The sequence below is a fragment of the Flavobacterium quisquiliarum genome (assembly GCF_019308285.1).
GTDB lineage: Bacteria > Bacteroidota > Bacteroidia > Flavobacteriales > Flavobacteriaceae > Flavobacterium > Flavobacterium quisquiliarum.
Map to the genome: position 1 here is coordinate 41,503 of NZ_WWEM01000010.1, position 18,472 is coordinate 59,974.

Here is an 18,472-nt window from a genome sequence, read left to right on the forward strand (position 1 = left end):
TTAAATATTTTATAAATCTGTTTCATCCGCGTCAAAATATAGTTACAGCTTACATTTTAAAATTTTATAAAACCGTCAAAAGGTTGTGAAGATAAAAAGTCCTTTTGACAACTATTTACTAACTAAAACCAACTTTAAACCAAATGAAAAAACAATTTATTCATCTATTCCTCATACTGTTTACAGTGATGGGGTACTCTCAGACCATTGAGAGAATTGAAGCCGAAAAATTCAATCAGGCTTCAGGAGCCAGAGCCGAAACAAATGCTTCTCTTTCGGGAGGAGGAAATGTCGGGTATATTAAAAACAATACCTGGATTAAATTCAACGGCATCAATTTTACCGAATTTGTAACCCGTTTCGATATCGCCGCCGCGGGAGCAACAGGAGGAACTATCGAATTGAGGTTAGGATCAGAAACCGGAACTTTAATTGGAACAGCAACAGTTTCCGGAAGTACCAGTTTTACAGATTATAAGAAGTTTTCTGTGGCGATTCAGCCCACAACGGGAACTTTTGATTTGGTATTCCTTTTTAAACATCCCACCAATACAGGGTATTTATTTAATCTCGATTATTTTGAAAAGGTTACGGAGAATCCAAATGCGGTAACGTATAAACTGACAACGAACGTTAATCCAGCTTCATCTGGAACAATTACGCTGAATCCGGCAGGAACTACTTTTGTAAAAGGAACTGCAATTACACTGACAGCCAATAAGAATTTTGGTTATAACTTCAAACAATGGGTAGATGATAAAGGGGCTGTGGTTTCGACTGCAAATCCTTTAACTTATACTATTGAGGCAGATGCGACTTTAATTGCACAATATGAAACATTAGAAACCTATTCATTGACTGTAAATGTGAATGGAGCATTTGGCTTGGGAGATTACACCATTTCTCCTGCGGGAAAAGACGGCGCATTTTCTGTTTATGAAAAAGGCACGAATGTTACGGTTACAGCGGTAGAAAATGACATTGTAAAGTTCAGCAACTGGTCTGATGGTTCTACGTCGTTAAATACTTCTGTAGTTATGAATCAGAACCAAACGGTTACGGGAACTTATGCCAACCAGAATTTTATTGCCGGATGGACATTCAAAACCGATCAATATGCGAATCCGCGTGTAGCCGAATTATATTCTAAAATTGAAAACCGTCCGCAGTTAATGGCGTATAATGTTGCCGATAATGTTTTGGCTCCAAACGTAAGACTTCAGAACAGAGGCGGAAAGAACGGTTTTTGTGTCTGGAATACAGAGAGAGGGAATTTCTATTATTTTATGACGACACTTTCAACCGTGGGTTATAAAAACATAAATGTTGCCTCTGGACTTCTTGGTTATTATTACGGAGCAGACGAATGGACTTTCCAATATTCATTAGATGGAGTAAACTTTGTGAATGTCTCAGCTTTAACAACTATAAATACGAATACCATTACTTCTATTGGCGGAATTCTTCCTGCTGAAGCAGAAGGAAAAGAAAAAATCTATTTAAGATGGTTTCCAAATAGTAATGGACCAAAACATGGATCTGCTGTTGATGTTACCGCAACAATTATTTCTAATTTGATGATTAAAGCCGATGAGGTTTTGGTTGTTGATACGAATGCACCTGTTTTAGAATCTTCATTGCCTGCGGAATTGGCCAGTTCAGTTGGGGCAAATGGAAACATCATCTTGAATTATAATGAACAAGTTCAATTTGGTACAGGACAAGCCGTTTTAAATGGAAAAAATCTAAATGCGGAGTTTATCAATAAAACGGTAAAATTCAGCTATTTCGGATTAGAATATAATAAACAATACACGTTTACCATTCCGGCAGGATTTGTAAAAGATCTTTCAGGAAACAATGGATCTGCTTTGACTCTTTCCTTTAAAACAATGGAAAAACCAGTTCCTGTTAAACGTAATTTTGATTTAATTGTTGATGCCAATGCTACTGATGAACAGATTGCTTCAAAAAAATATGTCAAAACGATAGCAGAGGCTTTTAATTTGGCTCCAAACAATTCGGCTTCCAGATTTTTGGTTTTGATTACAAACGGAACTTATAATTTAGGTGGAGACGGAACAAATCCGCAGGATATTGTATTGAAACTTCCAACAGGAAAAAACAATGTTTCTTTAGTTGCCCAATCAAAAGATAAAGTAATTCTGCAGGGAAATCCAGGCTGGGGAATCAAAAATGCCGTTCTTTCTATTGAAGCCAATGATTTGTACATGGAAAATGTAACGATCGAGCATAAAGATGGAATTACAACATCAGGCCAAAGACCAGCGCTGAATCCAGCGGGAGATCGAAATGTGTATAACGGAGTGCGTTTAAGAAGTAAGCAAGACACTCAAGTTACAGGAGGAAAAAGAAGTTTCTATTATAAATCAACAATTGAAGGCGATGTGGATTTCATCTGCGGAGGCGGAACACATTGGTTTGAAGAATGTAAACTGGTTTCGGTTGCTTCTGGTTATATCGTAGCGCCAAATCACGACGCAGCAACGCAGTACGGTTATATTTTCAATAACAATACAATCACGGCAGCTACAAGTTATTATTTAGGCCGTCCTTGGCAGAATGCACCTAGAGCGGTTTATCTAAATACCAAAATGATTAATGAACCAAATGTCCTGGGTTGGGCAAATATGGGAACATATCCAGCACTTTTTGCAGAGTATAACAGTGTTAACGGAAACGGAATTGCTGTTAACACCGATAACAGAACCAATACCTTTACTGTTGACGGCGTTTCAAAAACAGGAAATTACAATCCAGTTTTGACAAAAGTTCAGGCTGACGAATATACTATAGAAAATGTATTAAGCGGAACTGATAAATGGGATCCGCGTACCATAGTAGAACAAGTTACAAAACCTTCTAATCTTTTAGTATCTGACAAGAATACTTTAAAATGGGATGAAAATAAATATGCGATGTGTTATGTAATCAGCAAAGATGGCAAAATCGTAGCTATTACAACAGATGCCCTTTATGCAGATACCGATACAAAAGCAGGAACTTATAACTATACAATCCAGTCGGCCAATGAATACGGCGGATTGAGCGATGTAAGCAGTATAAGTATGACGATTGGTGGTGCTGTGAAATCTACTATCGTGTATTTAAATTCAATAGACGGAACAACAATAGCTAGTTTAACTCCTGTTGAATATACAGAAGGAACAGCCTTAACTTTACCAGTGCCGACTTTAAACGGTTATACCTTTTACGGATGGTCAGCTTCTGCGACTGTTCCCAATACACTTAAAGAAATTACAGCTACAACAACAGGAAATCAGACTTTATATGCTTATTGGGGAACAGCTGGAAATAATAAACCGGATGAGGTAATACCTCCAACTAATTTCGATTATGATTTTACAGCAGCTGTAAATAAAAATTGGGATAATGCAGCCAACTTTAGTCCTGCCGAAATGCCTGCTGCAGGTAAGACCGTTTCTTGTACAAAAGAAATAGAAACGACAGCAACCGTTTTTCTAGCCGATATGACTTTTTTAAGTGGAGGAACACTTCGATTAAGAGGCGCTCATAAAGCCACAGGAAATTTAACATTCAAAGACGGAACAAGAGTTTATTATAATACAAGTGGTGCAGGAATGACTTTAGAAGCACCAATGATTGTTTCTGGAAATGTAAAATTCGAAATGATTTCAGGAATTGCCAATCAAACGATATTGACTTTAAGTGGGCCAATTTCAGGAAATGGAATAGTTTCTCCGCTAAATACAGGTCAGGGAGTAAATGCAAACACAGGAACTTTATTATTAAAGGGAGATAACAGCGAGTTTATTGGTACTTGGGATGTAACGCAGAAAAGCACCAAATTCCCAGCCTTAAATTATCCAACAGTAATTGAAGGAGCTTCGGCAAATGCTTTTGGTTCGGGAACGATAAAAATTGGTCAGGATAATTACATCATTTTCAGCAATGAACGAGCGGCTGGTTCCAATTTAAATCTGATTATTACAGAAAACGGAAAAGCATCTTTAAACACTGTTTTAAATGTTCAAAAATTAACTATTAACGGAGTAGAATTTAAAGAAGGAACTTACGATAAAACAACTAATCCGGAGTTCTTTACAGGAGAAGGAAAAATAGAAGTTAAAAAAGAGGCTACAGGTGGAGGCAGTGAAACAATTCCTGCTTTCCCAGGAGCTGAGGGTTACGGAAAATATGTAACAGGAGGACGCGGTGGAAAAGTGATTTATGTAACTAATTTAAATGATTCTGGAGCAGGTTCTCTTCGTGAAGCTATTGGTCAGGCTGGACCAAGAATTGTCGTTTTTAAAGTATCTGGAAATATCGAACTGAAAAGCGAATTAAATGTTACCGATAATATCACCATCGCTGGTCAAACAGCTCCGGGCGGTGGTATTACTTTAAAAGATTACAATGTTAAGGTTAGAGGAAATAATGTTATTCTACGTTATTTACGTTTTAGAATGGGAGACACTCATGATGTGGAAAATGATGCCTTAGGCGGACGTTTTCAGAAAAATATCATAGTAGATCACTGTTCGATGAGCTGGTCAACAGACGAATGTGTTTCTTTCTATCAAAATGAAAACTTTACACTTCAATGGTGTATCATTTCTGAAAGCCTTCGGAATTCTGTTCATGCCAAAGGAGCGCACGGTTACGGAGGTGTTTGGGGAGGTAAAAATGCTTCATTCCACCATAATTTGTTAGCACATCATGATAGTAGAAATCCAAGACTAGGAGAATATGCCAATGATATTTTTGCAAAAACCGATTTAGTTGATATTCGTAATAACGTAATCTATAACTGGGGCGGAAACAGCTGTTATGGCGGAGATGCCATGAATGTAAACTTGGTTAACAATTATTGGAAACCAGGTCCTGGAACTTCGAATTCTACCAAAGAACGTATTTTATCTACAGGAAGAAGTTTAGATACGACTTCACCATTGTATGGAGTTTGGGGTAAATATTTTGTGGATGGAAATTACGTAGTAGGTTCTGAAAGAGCTACGCAGGATAACTGGACATACGGAGTTTACAGTCAGTTTCATGGCAGTCAGCTTCCTGTGAGCGATGCCGATAAAGCAGCAATCAAAATAAGTGCATCTCATGCACCAGGCGAAATAACAACGCATAGTGCTACAAAAGCGTATCAATTGGTTCTTGATAATGCTGGAGCCAATCTTTTTAGAGATGCTGTTGACAAAAGAGCCGTAGATGACACTCGTTCTGGTACTGCAAGTATTATGAATGGAGGTAACGGAAGCACAAACGGTTATATTGATACACCATCGGCAACTGGAGGATGGCCAGTTCTTCCTACTGGCGAAGCTCCATTAGATACAGATGGAGATGGAATGCCAGATAAATGGGAAACTGAAAAAGGTTTAAATCCTGCAAGTGCGGCCGATGGAAATCTAAAAACAGTTGACGGAGTTTATACCAATATTGAAGTTTATATCAATAGTTTGGTCAATCATATTACAGCGGTTCAAAACGGAAGTTTGGATATTTATGTCAATCCGCAGAATTTTGTGGAGAAATACAATGCTGCAGAAGACGGTTCGAAGTTTATAATGGCAAGCGGTACTTATACTACAACTACAGCGCTTGCGGTTAAAAATCATAAATACACTTTCGTTCCTGACGAAAATGCGAAACCCGTTTTTGCAGGTTCATTTTCATCTGATCAAGCAGAAATTTTTTCAGGAAGTTTCAGTTTTACTGGAGTTGATTTTGATTTAACGAATACTTACTCTAATGTATTTCAGTTTAAAAATGGTTCTGGAGTATCGGCTTTTGAAATAAAAAATGCTTCCATTAAAGGAATTAAACAAAGCTTATTCGTAACGGAAGGTGCGAGTGATCATCCAATTTCTAAAATAATTTTGGAGAATTGTATTATTAATGGAACGGCTTCAGAAAGCGCGAGTTTTATTCAACCCGATTCACATATTGTAAATACGATTTCGGTTAAAAATTCAACGGTTTTTAATTACAAAAAAGGAAATAGTTTTATAATGCTTCAGAAAAAAGATGCAGTCAATGAAAACTTAAATGTTGCGATTGAAAATAATACTATTCATAATTCGGGAAGTCAAGATGGTTTTGTGTTTATCAATAATCAGTACAGCAATACTTCGACTTATACCTTTAAAAATAATATTATGCAGGACGAACGTGAAAATCCAAAACCGATTTTTATGTTCAATTCGAGTCATGCGAGTGGTGCAGGAAAAGCAGTTTTAGACAATAATCTTTTGGTTGGAGTAACTTCACAAGTAGTTAAAGGAACAGTTACGGTTACTGAAACTAATGTTAAAACAATTAATAATTTAGAATTATTATCACTGTCATTTCCAAATCCTATTTCTGGAGATTTTAGCTTCTCTAAAAATTCTCCTTTAGCGAAAGCTTCATCGGAAGGCGGAGTACTTGGAGATCCAAGATGGTTAAAAGCAGATGCTAAGTTTTCACTAATTAATTATGTGAATTCAATAGACGGAAAAGTCATTACATTATCTCCATCTGAATTTATGGAAGGAGCGGTAACCAATTTACCAGCACCAAAATTGGAAGGGTATACTTTCTTTGGTTGGTCGGCTTCTACAACTACTCCAGGATTACTTAAAACCATTCTGGCGACAGCAACGGGAAACCAAACTTTTTATGCTTTTTGGGGAGAAGGAGGTAATAATAAACCAGATCCAAAACCTGCTGTGAAATCGGGAGTTACGTACATGAATTCAATCGATGGTAAAGCTATCTCTGGATTAACTCCTGTTGAATATACAGAAGGAACTGCACTTACTTTACCGGTTCCAACTTTAAAAGATTATACTTTCTTCGGATGGTCAGCTTCTGCAACAACACCAAATTCGATTAAAGAAATTGCAATTACAGCAACAGGTAATCAAACCTTTTATGCCTTTTGGGGAGTAGATGGGAATAACAAAAAAGATGAGGTAATTCCACCGACATTCTATAGTATTTCTTATTTGAATCTGCCATCTGGAGCCGTTAATCCAAATAAAACAAGTGTACAGACCGGAACAGCTTTTGTTTTAGAAGAAGCACAAGCTACAGGTTACCGATTCTTAGGCTGGTATGCTGATGCTTTATACGGTAGAGAAGTAACGGGTTTTGGTACTACTCAAAAGGAAAATGCAACGGTTTACGGACGCTGGAAAAAGCTGGGCGAGTTTTTAGTTTTCCCAACTGTTGCCAGTGGCAAGATTACTTTAAGATCAAGCACAGAATTGGATCGTTTGGCTATTTTCAGTATGAATGGACTTTTAGTTAAACAAGTAGATGTGATTGGTTTAGAGACTGACATCTCAATTTCTGATTTAGCTTCTGGAAGTTACTTTATCAAAAGTTTAAAAACAGGAGAAACGGCTAGAATTATAGTTAAATAAGTTTATAGAATCATGGGATGAAAGTTTTCAATTTTCATCCCTGATTTAGAACACAAATTCATCAGTATAAAAAATAAATCATCATAGATATGAATAATAGTATTAAATTAATAATGCTGGTTTTCATTACTTTATTATCATCTTGTTCAAGTGATAATGAAAGTGATCAGGATGCTAATGCAAACAAAGGTTATTTGAAAATTGGAAACCAAACGGTAGAATTATCGCAAGGTTATCTTGAAAATTACGGAGTAAGGGGAAATGCTTATAACATAGATTTTTCGTTACGATCAAAATCCATTTCGGATAAGGAAGATGGAGCAGTTGTGTACTTCGAATTGTTTTCTTCATTAAAGAATAATTTAGCAAAAGGGGATTACAGTTTTGGAGGATATTCTGAAGCAACGGCTTATACTTTTACAAAATGGGGACAATCATTATTAGGGAAAAACATCAATGCAGAAAAAGGCGGTATGTCAGTAACCAATGGTGTCAGCATAAAACCAACCAGTGGTACTTTTAAAGTTAGTGAAAACGGAGATAATTATAAAGTTAGTTTTACGGGAAAAGGGACTGCAAGTTATTACAAAGACGGAGTATTAAGTTCGACTCAGAATGACGTGAGTTTTGTAATGCAGTACAAAGGAAATGTTAGTCGTTCCGAAGCAAAGAATTTTACAGCTAAAATATCTAATTCTCTGTTAAGGATAGAAAAAGATCACGCAATTATTTTTAACTAATTTTAGAATTAGTTTTTGGAAAAAATAGGCTGTCTTTTGATAGCCTATTTTTGTTTTTTACATCTAAAGAAGAATCAAGCCTTTATTAAAAAGGAAGATTATATTTTCCATACAAAGCTTTATTCTCGATACTTTTTGCAAAAAGCGGTGTTTCTTCATGATTGTGTGCATCAGAAGCTTCTTGTCGGGCTTTTGCTGCTTCCGCTAATAAAATCCCATATTCTTTAATAAATTCAAGAAATTCGGGTGTTGCAGTAGCATGAATAGTATTGGTGAACATAGAAGTCTTATCATCGATTTTTTCAGCTCTCAATTCCCAAAGCACTTGTACTTTAGATCTTCCGCTTGCGGTAATAGTATCAGAAACAGAAAGCATTCTGCAATATTCTGGTCGATATTGATCAAAAATATAATGTTGTACTACAAGAGCAGTTCCTACATATTCTACGTTGATTGACATTGGAACACCTTCAAAATTTGAAGTAATTCCAGCTGCAATGTGGTTTACAGAACAACGTTGGTATTCTGCATCAGGCAAATTTAAAAGCCAGTCTGCAATATTAATTTTTTCAATTGGCGCATTCATTACAGCTGAAACCGTTGTTGCTGATAATGCATTTTCTGAAGTTTGTATAATTTCCATGATTTTATGTTTTTTAATTATTTAAGTCAAAGTTCCGTAATAGAATTCAATCGTGGAAATGATATTTTTAGATTAAATCAATCGAAAATTTCGATTATAAAATTGTACTTTTAGAAAAAATAAGAAAGTATGGAACTTCGTCAGTTAAAATATTTCGTCCGAGCAGCAGAACTTTTAAATTTCACTCAGGCAGCAGAAGATTTATTCATTACGCAAAGCACTTTATCACATCAGATTAAAGAACTCGAAAATTCGCTGGATACACTTCTTTTTGACAGAATAGCCAAACGTGTCCGACTGACGGAAGCTGGAGAAGTTATGCTTCAATATGCTAGAAAAACGATTCACCAGGCAGAAGAAAGCAGGCAGGTTTTACTCGATTTAAACAATATGAAATCTGGGAAAATAATTATTGGTTCGACTTATGGATTGCAAGAACTCTTAATGGAATCGATTGTGGAGTACAACGAAAAATATCCTGATATAGAAATTCAGATTATATACGGTTCTACAACTGATTTGCTTCAAAAAATCCTGGATTATAAAATTGACTGTATGCTTTCTTTTATGTCGGAATTGGGACATAATGAACTTATGATAAATAAACTCTTTTCGGCTCATCTTTCCTTAATTGTTCATCAATCTCATTCTTGGGCTAAACTGAAAAAAGTAGCGCTTGAAAAAGTTACAGCATTACCTTTAGCACTTCCTTCACAGAGTTACAGTATCAGGAACTTGTTGGATAAATTACTTGATGACAAAGGAATTCCGCTTCATACAAAAATGGAAATTAACGATATTCATAGTTTGCTTCAGTTAGCGAATACCAATAAATGGTCAACTATTTTGATGCATACTTCTTTATTTGATTTTAAAGAATTAAAAGCAATTCCGTTAGAAGGAAAAAATACAGTCCGAGAAGCCACTATAGCAATTTCAAAAGGAATTTATCATAAAAAATCGCTAGTGCTTTTTCAGGAAATTTTATTGAAAAAGAGTGAAGTTTACAGAAATGAATAAAATTAAAAAACACTGAATTTGTACCTTTGCCCTCATAAATCCTCATTTGGATAAAGAAAGTAAATGACAATACAAGATTTAGTTGGCAAATATTCCATTTCCGGAAGCAATCAGGAGGAGAGTAACGAAATAACCTATAAAGGTATTTTGACTTTAAATCTGGATAAAAATAACCGAATTGTGGCGCATTGGCTTATCAATAATTCACAAGTTCAAAAAGGACATGGTTTCTTTAAAGACAATATTTTGGTTATCAATTTCAGTTATAAAGGAGATGACAATAAAACGTACAAAGGAGTTGCAGTTTATCGTTGTATTACAAAAGATGTTCTTGACGGATTTTGGTCTGAAAAACATGGAAACCCACTTTATCTTGGAGCCGAACATTGTTTAAGAATAGAAAGTTCAGAGCAATTGAATTAAAGTTACTTTTTTTAAACACATAGAAACATAGTTTTTAGGAGCCTTAAATAGGCGTTTCACTTTCATAAATGCACATAGTTTTGTGAGTTATATACTTTGTCAAAGTTCATTCCGAATCTTACGCCAAGCTATGGGTTTATTTTTTTGCCACAAATTTCACAAATTTCCGCGAATTAAAAATTTGTGAAAATTTCTGAAATTGCTTCGCCTGTTCGCTATCGCTCGGGTTGTGGCTTTTTAAAACATAATGCTATGTGTTTTATTAAAAGTGAAATGACTTTTCTTAGCGTAAAGAAAATCTATGTTTCTATGTGTTTAATTTTTTTATAATTATTCAACAATTGGGTTTAATGCTTTTTTATTTCTTCTGTTATAAATTATAATAAAGCCCACCCAGATAATCAATAAAGTTACGATTAGCGTCAATTCCGTATCATGCAAACCATTGCGGAAGAAATTGTTTAGAGAATGTACTCCTGCAACAGCTAATAACGAACCTGTAGAAGAGTATACTTTTCCGATTCCCCAGCTGCCAAAGAAGATGATGCCTAAGAAAACCATGTTGCTTGGAGTAGTTTCAAAGTTTAAATGCCATGCAAACCAAAGAACAGCAATAATTAGGATAGAAGTAAATTTAGGAAGTGATTTTAATTGTTCCTGCAAAAATCCTCGCCATCCAATTTCTTCTAATAGCCCGTAAACTAAAACCGTAAACATTAATAGAATTGGGAATTTACCCATAACGAAATAATAAGTTCCTGCAATTAAAAATGCTGGCAATAGCCAATAAACAGCTAATGGAACTATGGCATTTTTGTAAATTCCTTTTAAAGACATTGGATTTTCAAGAGAGAATATTTTTATCGCTGCCAAGGCACCCAAAGCAGGGCCAACACCACGAAGAAGAATTACCAAATATGGATTTTCAATTCCAGATAATAAATTAGTTTTTACTGCTGCATATCTGCAGATTACTGCGATTACATAATAAACTATAATAGCGCCAAAGTTGATTTTAGTTTTCATAAGTTATTTCGTTTGATTTAGTGAAGCAAACTTAGCGAGCATAAATGAAAATAAAATTGACTTTGGGTAAGAAATCATTTTTCCATAACTCTTTTTCGGATTCGGCTTAAACTTTCTGCCGTTAATCCGAGATAAGAAGCAATGATTTTTAGAGGAGTTCTCTGGAATATTTCCGGACGGCCTTCTATAAGTTTTAAATAACGTTCTTGAGGAGAAAGTGTTAAAAGATTAATTTGCTCCTGCTGCTTGCGTACATAAAGCATTTCAGAAATTGCTTTTCCAATTCGTAAACCTGTTTCAGATCTTTGGTACAATTCGTTTAAATCAGAATAAGAGATAGACCATAAAGTCAATTCTTCCAATGCTTCTGTTTTGATAACAGTGGGCTGTTGATTTAAGAAAGACATATAATCACTGATGAAACTTTTTTCATAAAGAAGATTAATGCAGATATCTCTTTTCCCATCCCAAACAAATAATCCTGCTGATCCTTTTATAACAATGTTGAGATATCTTTCTACAGCATTGTAATCTTTTATGATTTCTGATTTTTCGAATTCCCTTACTTTGATTTTTTCGGAGAACCCTTTCCAGATAGTCATATCTGCGGTAAAATAGGTTTCGAAAATTCTTTTTACATCTTCAGGAGAAGGACTTTGTGGCATTGCTAAAAGATATCAGTTTAAGAAGCCAATATAAGTTTTATCTTTCAAAGTAAAAACAACTGTGTTAACTTGTTGGGACTGTTTTTTTAAACACATAGGAACATAGATTTTTTAGTTTTAAACTTAATAAAAAGAGTTTAGAAAGAAACTAGTTTCTAACACATAGCTTTGTGTGAACTATCGGCCAACTTTGTCAAAGTTCAAAACTTTGACAAAGTTTCACGCTTAGAAAATTATGTGATTTATTCTAAATGAAATGCCTTTTTTAGCATAAAGAAAATCTATGTTTCTATGTGTTTAATAAAACTCAACAGCTTTATTTCAGTGAAAATTTACTTCAAACAAGGCAATTGTAAAACATTAGCATTTAAAGGCTGTTCCACTTTTCGTTCCAGTTTTTCATTATTAACTGTAATATAAATTTCCATAGAACCCGTTCCGACTTTTAGAGCTAGAATATGACCACCATAAGCATCAAATTTATCATCTGTTGCTACACCATGCATATGAATCGAAGGTTTTTCTCCGCTCCAAGCAATAGAACCAGTAATGCTTCCCATTTCGACCTTATTGAAAGTTTTTGGATGAAATTTCTTTTGGCTGAAATCATAAAAACCAAATGTAGCGTCTTGCGCAAAACCAATTCCAGTAAAATTAGCAGAAGGAATGTTTTGTTCTTTCGCCAGATTTTCAATTAAAGCTAACACATTATCGCCTTCGCGAAGAACCATCAAATAACCATTTGGAGTTTTGGTATAACGGCATTTTTCTTTATCGTTTTGTTGTCCGTGAGATAAATTGTAAGTCAGCAAAAATGCTAAAGCAATAAAGGTTTTATGGATTTGATTTTTCATAAGAAATTAATTAAAGTTGTAATTGATAATAAAAAGATTTTAAACACATAAAAACATAGATTTTCATTGTCTTTAAAGATTATAGAAAGAAACTAGTTTCTAACACATAGTTTGACCTAAACTCGTTAGATAACTTTGTCAAAGTTTTAAACTTTGACAAAGTTAGAGAAGCAAATAGCTATGTGTTTTATTAAAAGTGAAATGCCTTTTTTAGCACAACGAAAATCTATGTTTCTATGTGTTTAATTTAATTATATCATTATAAATAAAGAGTTTAAACAATAGAATTCGGCTGTAATTCATTGTCATATTTTTCAGGATCGGATGCGGCATATTCATTTTCAGGCTCTGGAATAACATGAATTTTAGAATCGCTAATCGAAATAACTGCTGAACAAACGTAAATACCAACTTTTCCCTCGTTGTATTTAAAATCTAGCAAGGTCAGTTTTACAATTTCATTGATTGAAAGTTCGTAGTAATTTCCATAACGGATGATCTTAAAAGAAATCTGTTTTTCTTCACTAATTTCAAACTGATTGGTCTGAATATTTTCAAAGATAAAATTATTCTTCACATCCTTTTCATTAAATCCCCAAGCTCTGAATTGAACAAAACCATTCATAAAATCGATCGAAATATAATAACCTGTTCCTTCTTTATCACATTCAATAACAAAACCTGTTTTTCCCATTCCTTCAACAGAAAAAGTGCCTTCCCAGACAAAATCGTTGGAAGGTTTTTCGAAGCCGTAAATTTCATAACCGCTTCGGCATCCAAATCGCCATTTGTTTTCATTCTCCTGAACAAATTCAGCAGAAGGGTTTCCAAGAATTGGCATGGGCTGTGGTAAATCTTTTTGAAGAATAGTTTTCTTATAGAGTTTTTCCCAGTAATAATAAGTCTTTAGCAAAAGACGGCCGCTTTTATCTATATCCAATTCTTTTGGAGGCGGAATAACGCGGTGTGTATTGACATTTCCATCGGCAAAATAAAAGTTATAGACCAAATAATGTTTTCCGTCTTTTACAACTCTCGCCGCATAATTTCCCTGTGGCATTAGCACATTATTATGAAAGGCAGAATATTCTCCTCTAAATTCTGCAGAAGACCAGTAACGAACTTTTATATCTTCGCGAATGGAACCCAGTAAATAGTGATTTCCTTTAATTTCAAAAACACAAGGACATTCCACATCATCATATACATACGGAATATGAAGCGGTTTTTGCAAAACATAACCTTCCTGTTCTCTTTTTGCAATTCCGATACAGCCGCGTCTATAAGTTGGTCCCGAAGCACTTCTGGCGCAGATTAATAAATAATCTTCTCCTTTGTATTGGTATTTAAAAGGATCTCGAAAACTGATCCATTCCCTCGGATTATTATTTTTGCTTTCATAATGCGGTGCTTCGCTTTTAAAAGGAAGTCCGTACAAATTCTCTTTTTTCCAGGTTAATAAATCGGCAGAAATGGCTCTTCCCACTTTTTGTTCAATTCCCTTATCCTGACGTTTTAAACCAGTATAATACATTTCATAACCGTCTCCTTCCGATCTTTTACTGATGTGCATTGTCCAGAGCATATCGTCGTCCCATTCTCCTGGATCGCCAACAAACAAAGCGTTTTTTACTCGTTTCCACGAAAGACCATCTTTTGATATCGCATGAGCAATATAATCGTGGTTTGGAATAATTAAGTGAAACAAATGATGAATTCCTTTTTCATCTATAAATACATCAACATCTCCGATTTCCCAGTTGCTAAATCCTGAACCTGAATACATTTTATTATTTTTTTAATCTGTTACTATTTTTCTTTAATTTTTTTTAAACACATAGAAACATAGTTATGCTTTGTTTTGAAAGGCATTTCATTTCTAATAAAAAACATAGCTTTCACTATCTTACTCTCAAACTTGTCATCCTTCCTTCGTCAGGATGACAAACTGTGTGGGCTATGTGTTAGAAACTAGTTTCTTTTTGTATTCTTTTTTTAATTCAGAATAAAAATCTATGTTTCTATGTGTTTAATTTTTTTGCCACTAATTACACGAATTAAAAATTTGTGTAATTCGTGACTTTAATTTTTACTTTATTATTTTATAATGCTTTAAACCTTCCAAAATTCCTTCTGAAGCAAATGTTTTTGCCACATAAATACTTTTGGTCGTTTCATAATCTGCCAGTTCTGCGCTTCGGTTTCCTACTATAATTCCTTTCACTGGCCCTCTAAACATATCCACATCGTTTCCTGAATCTCCCGCTGCAATTACATTCGAAAGCGGTATCGACCATTTTCGGCATAAAAATTTGATGGCATTTCCTTTAGAAGCCCTTTTCGGAATGAAATCCAGAAACTGTCCGTGGCTCGGAATAATATTTACTTTGTACCAGCCTGTTCCCAAAGCCTCAATCAATTCATCATGATTGTAATGTTCCTTTTCATAATAGTAAGAGATTTTATAAGGATTTTGCGCTTCGTCTTCCTGAAGTTTTATCCATTTAACAGCTTTTAATCGGTTTAAAATATCGTCTCTTTTCCATCTTCCAGCTAAGAATTTTGCCCAGCCTTTATCAAGAATGTAATCTTTACCGTTGGTATAATAAATCTCAGTTCCAACAGAACAGATAATGAAATCGGGTAGGGGAAATTCTTCTTCGTCGATTACTTTTTTAACCAACTCTAAATTCCTGCCTGAAGCCATTGCAAAAGCCATTTTTTCCGTTCGATTGGTAAGATGTGTTTTCAATTCTTTTAATCCAGGATTTGCCAGTTTAGGTTCGATCAAAGTCCCGTCAATATCAGAAACCAATAAATGATCGATATTTCTTTTTAGTCTGCCAATATTAATATTTGGATAATGCTGTTTTTTGATTCCAGCACCTGAAGAAAGCGAAAGATTTTCATTGACCAATTCTACATATTGATTCACATGACTAACCCAGCTGTAATGTTTTTGAATGTTAATGGCTCCATTATTCGAATAATATTTCCATTGATTTTCATCGGTTAAAATATTCCTTAGCGCTTTTTTAATCTGGCTTTCTTCCTGTGGATTTACCAATTCTCCGTTCTGACAAACTGGAATAATTTCTGAAGGTCCACCATTTTTAGTAACCACAACTGGAAGTCCCGAACTTGCCGATTCTATTACGGTCAAGCCGAAGTTTTCATGCAAAGCTAAATTCACAAAAACACCTCGTTTTTCGGCTGCATAACGGTAAATGATAGAAACTTCATTTTCGACATCATGTTTTTTAGGAATTGCCATTTTTCCGTATAAATCATATTTATCCATTAGGAGAAGCAAATCGGTTAAAACGTTTTTTTCTGACTCAGGCATTTTGGCAATATCTTTTCGAATTCCAGCAAAAATGACCAGATTGGCAATACTTTGCAGTTCTTTGTCTTTACCATAAACTTCAATAAGAGTATTTAGGTTTTTATGGCGATCTGGTCTTGAAAGTGCCAGAATAATAGGTTTGTGCGGATTGGTAAGGAATTTTGAAATGCTTTCGGCAACCCAGTATTTGCGTTGCGCTTCTTCCAAGTTTTTTTCTGTATCGTTTTCCTGAAAGTAATAAGGAACAAATTTTCTAGTGTCGATTCCCGGCGAAATAGCGTGGTATTTGGCTAATTCGAAATTCTTATAAGCTTTATAAGTTTCAATTTCTTGTTCTGTAGAAGTAACAATAAATTCGGAGAGTTCTAAAGTTCGTTCTTCGGCGGCAATTCGAGCAGAAAATTTGAATTTTTTTTCAAGTTCTTCTTCTGTTTGCCCACTTTCAAGTAGTTTTTTCTTTTTATAAAATCCTAAAGAATGTCCAGTATGTGCAAAAGGAACATTTAATATGGCCGATAATTCGGCTGCGGCGTAACCAGCGTCTCCATAATGGGAATGAATCCAGTCGGGAAAGATGTTGTGTTGTTTTATATGCTGTACAACGCCATTCACAAAAGTATCCAGACCTTCCCAAAGCTGTTCTTTGGCTTTATATTTTTTGCCTAGAAATGGAATTCGCCTAATATCCAATTTATCATTTATAATTTCAACCGGGACAGCATATTCAGGAGAAAGATGAGGATCGTCAATTAATCTTGTGAAAAGATGTACATGTTCGACATCTTCGTGTTGTGATAAAAATTCGGCTAATTCGTAGATATATTTAGTCTGTCCGCCGTTATCGGCATCACGACCGATTTCGAGTCCAGAACCTTTTAAGAGTCCGTGTATATTGATAAGAGAAATTCGTAATTTTTTCATCATTCTTCCTTAAATTATTTAGAATTCGCAAGTTACTGCACCCATAAAGATTAGGAAGAAATAATTCCATTTAAAATTTACATATTTCCCATGTTTGAAGTGTGTTTTGGATGTTTAAATTATAAAAATACAGTCACGGAAAAGATTTATTGATTTTAATTAAAAGATTTGAGGGGGTGAATTTCTCTCGCAGATTGAGCAGATTTTGCTGATTTTTTTAATTTGAAAGAATATGAAGAAAGGATTGGATATGTGGAGAAATAAAATGTCGCTCCGCTGGAGCTTTTTATCGTCTCGCAATTTGTATGTTATAAATATTCTGCTCCGCTGGAGCATTTTTATTCTCTCGCAGATTTAGTAAAAGAACAAAAAATCTGGTCAATCTGCGAGAGAATAGAAAACTTAATTCTGATTAATCAAATCATCAATTCTCGATAAAAGAATTTCAGGATTTGCTCCGGAAGATCCTGCAACCAAAGCTCCGGTTGCACAAGCAAAATTTAAAGCTTGCTGTGGTTCTTTTCCCGTTAAAAGCGAAGTTACCAAAGCACCTAAAAAAGAATCTCCCGCACCTACGGTATCTTCTACTTTTACCACATAACCCGTATTTTCATAAAGATGTTTATCCCATAATAATAAAGCGCCATCTTTTCCTCTTGTCACACAAATTGCCGTGGCATTGGTAAAAGAGCAGATAAAATTCATGTTTTCTTCTAAAGTGGTGTAAGGAGAATCGAAAGCAGCACTGATTTCCATTAATTCTTCATCATTGAACTTGATGAAATTAGCAGCGTCCATTAACTGTTTAAGAATTTCATAAGTATAATGTGGTTTTCTTAAGTTAACATCAAAAACTTTGTAAGCGTCTGTATGAAGAAGTTCTTCCAATGCTTGTCTGGAAACTTCGTCTCTGCAGACCAAACTTCCATAGATTAATACATCGGCATTTTGAACGGATTCTATAGCTGTATCATTTAAAATAATTTTGTCCCAAGCTGAAGGATAAAGAATTTCATAAGTAGCCGATTTGCTTTCGTCTAAAATCACATTGACCAATCCAGTTGGGAAATTATCTGATTTCAGGATTGTTTCTGTATTCAAACCTAATTTCTTGACTTCGTTGATAATCGCTTCGCCGTCTGAGTCATTACCAACACAGCTAATCATGTTGACATCGGCCCCTAAAGCTTTCATACGAAGCGCCACATTTAATGGGGCTCCGCCAATTTTTTTTATGTTGTCAAAAATATCCCAAAGTACTTCTCCGAAAGCGACTGCTTTAAGTTTTTTGTCGTTGTTCATTCTAAATTTGTCTTTTATAAAATTTTAATTAATAAGGCCTAAAAACCTCATGATTTTATAAAAATAGTAAAGATTGTCGGCATTGACAAAGGATTAGCAAATGAA

General features: G+C 34.8%; 11 protein-coding genes. 4 read left to right on the forward strand and 7 right to left on the reverse strand.

What is annotated here, in order from left to right:
• Window positions 1–143 precede the first annotated feature (143 nt).
• Together GSY47_RS02715 and GSY47_RS02720 are read left to right on the forward strand one after the other, a co-directional pair.
• Complete coding sequence (locus tag GSY47_RS02715) at window positions 144–7,427, forward strand: pectinesterase family protein (RefSeq protein WP_219071092.1); 7,284 nt, start codon at window positions 144–146, stop codon at window positions 7,425–7,427.
• Window positions 7,428–7,516: 89 nt separating this feature from the next.
• The gene (locus GSY47_RS02720; RefSeq protein ID WP_179006172.1) at window positions 7,517–8,167 is read left to right on the forward strand and encodes a hypothetical protein; all 651 of its coding nucleotides are present in this window, start codon (window positions 7,517–7,519) and stop codon (window positions 8,165–8,167) included.
• 85 nt (window positions 8,168–8,252) lie between these two features.
• On the opposite strand, the gene GSY47_RS02725 is transcribed toward GSY47_RS02720, so the two are convergent.
• Window positions 8,253–8,810: a hypothetical protein gene (locus tag GSY47_RS02725; RefSeq protein WP_179006173.1), complete on the reverse strand. Its 558-nt coding sequence runs from the start codon at window positions 8,808–8,810 to the stop codon at window positions 8,253–8,255.
• Between the two features lie 129 nt (window positions 8,811–8,939).
• On the opposite strand from GSY47_RS02725, the gene GSY47_RS02730 reads away from it, so the two are divergent.
• Together GSY47_RS02730 and GSY47_RS02735 are read left to right on the forward strand one after the other, a co-directional pair.
• Entirely contained in the window at window positions 8,940–9,830 is an 891-nt protein-coding gene (locus tag GSY47_RS02730) for a LysR family transcriptional regulator (protein ID WP_179006174.1), read from the forward strand.
• A 63-nt stretch (window positions 9,831–9,893) separates the two neighbouring features.
• A complete protein-coding gene (locus GSY47_RS02735) occupies window positions 9,894–10,253 on the forward strand; it encodes a hypothetical protein (protein WP_179006175.1) in 360 nt (119 codons plus the stop codon).
• A gap of 330 nt (window positions 10,254–10,583) precedes the next feature.
• Here the strand turns inward: GSY47_RS02735 and GSY47_RS02740 are convergent, their stop codons facing one another.
• The 6 genes from GSY47_RS02740 to GSY47_RS02765 form a co-directional block, all read right to left on the reverse strand.
• On the reverse strand, window positions 10,584–11,279 hold the full coding sequence (locus GSY47_RS02740; RefSeq protein WP_179006176.1) for a CPBP family intramembrane glutamic endopeptidase: 696 nt from the start codon (window positions 11,277–11,279) through the stop codon (window positions 10,584–10,586).
• Window positions 11,280–11,353: 74 nt separating this feature from the next.
• Window positions 11,354–11,944 carry a Crp/Fnr family transcriptional regulator gene (locus GSY47_RS02745; protein WP_179006177.1) on the reverse strand — a complete coding sequence of 197 codons (591 nt, stop codon included), beginning with the start codon at window positions 11,942–11,944 and terminating at the stop codon, window positions 11,354–11,356.
• A gap of 332 nt (window positions 11,945–12,276) precedes the next feature.
• Window positions 12,277–12,798, reverse strand: a complete 522-nt coding sequence (locus GSY47_RS02750; RefSeq protein ID WP_179006178.1) for a PPC domain-containing DNA-binding protein — start codon at window positions 12,796–12,798, stop codon at window positions 12,277–12,279.
• A 274-nt stretch (window positions 12,799–13,072) separates the two neighbouring features.
• Window positions 13,073–14,584, reverse strand: coding sequence for a glycoside hydrolase family protein (locus tag GSY47_RS02755; RefSeq protein ID WP_179006179.1), 1,512 nt, complete (start codon window positions 14,582–14,584; stop codon window positions 13,073–13,075).
• 303 nt (window positions 14,585–14,887) lie between these two features.
• Complete coding sequence (locus GSY47_RS02760; RefSeq protein WP_179006180.1) at window positions 14,888–17,068, reverse strand: HAD-IIB family hydrolase; 2,181 nt, start codon at window positions 17,066–17,068, stop codon at window positions 14,888–14,890.
• Window positions 17,069–17,467: 399 nt separating this feature from the next.
• Window positions 17,468–18,367: a carbohydrate kinase family protein gene (locus tag GSY47_RS02765; protein WP_179006181.1), complete on the reverse strand. Its 900-nt coding sequence runs from the start codon at window positions 18,365–18,367 to the stop codon at window positions 17,468–17,470.
• Window positions 18,368–18,472 lie beyond the last annotated feature (105 nt).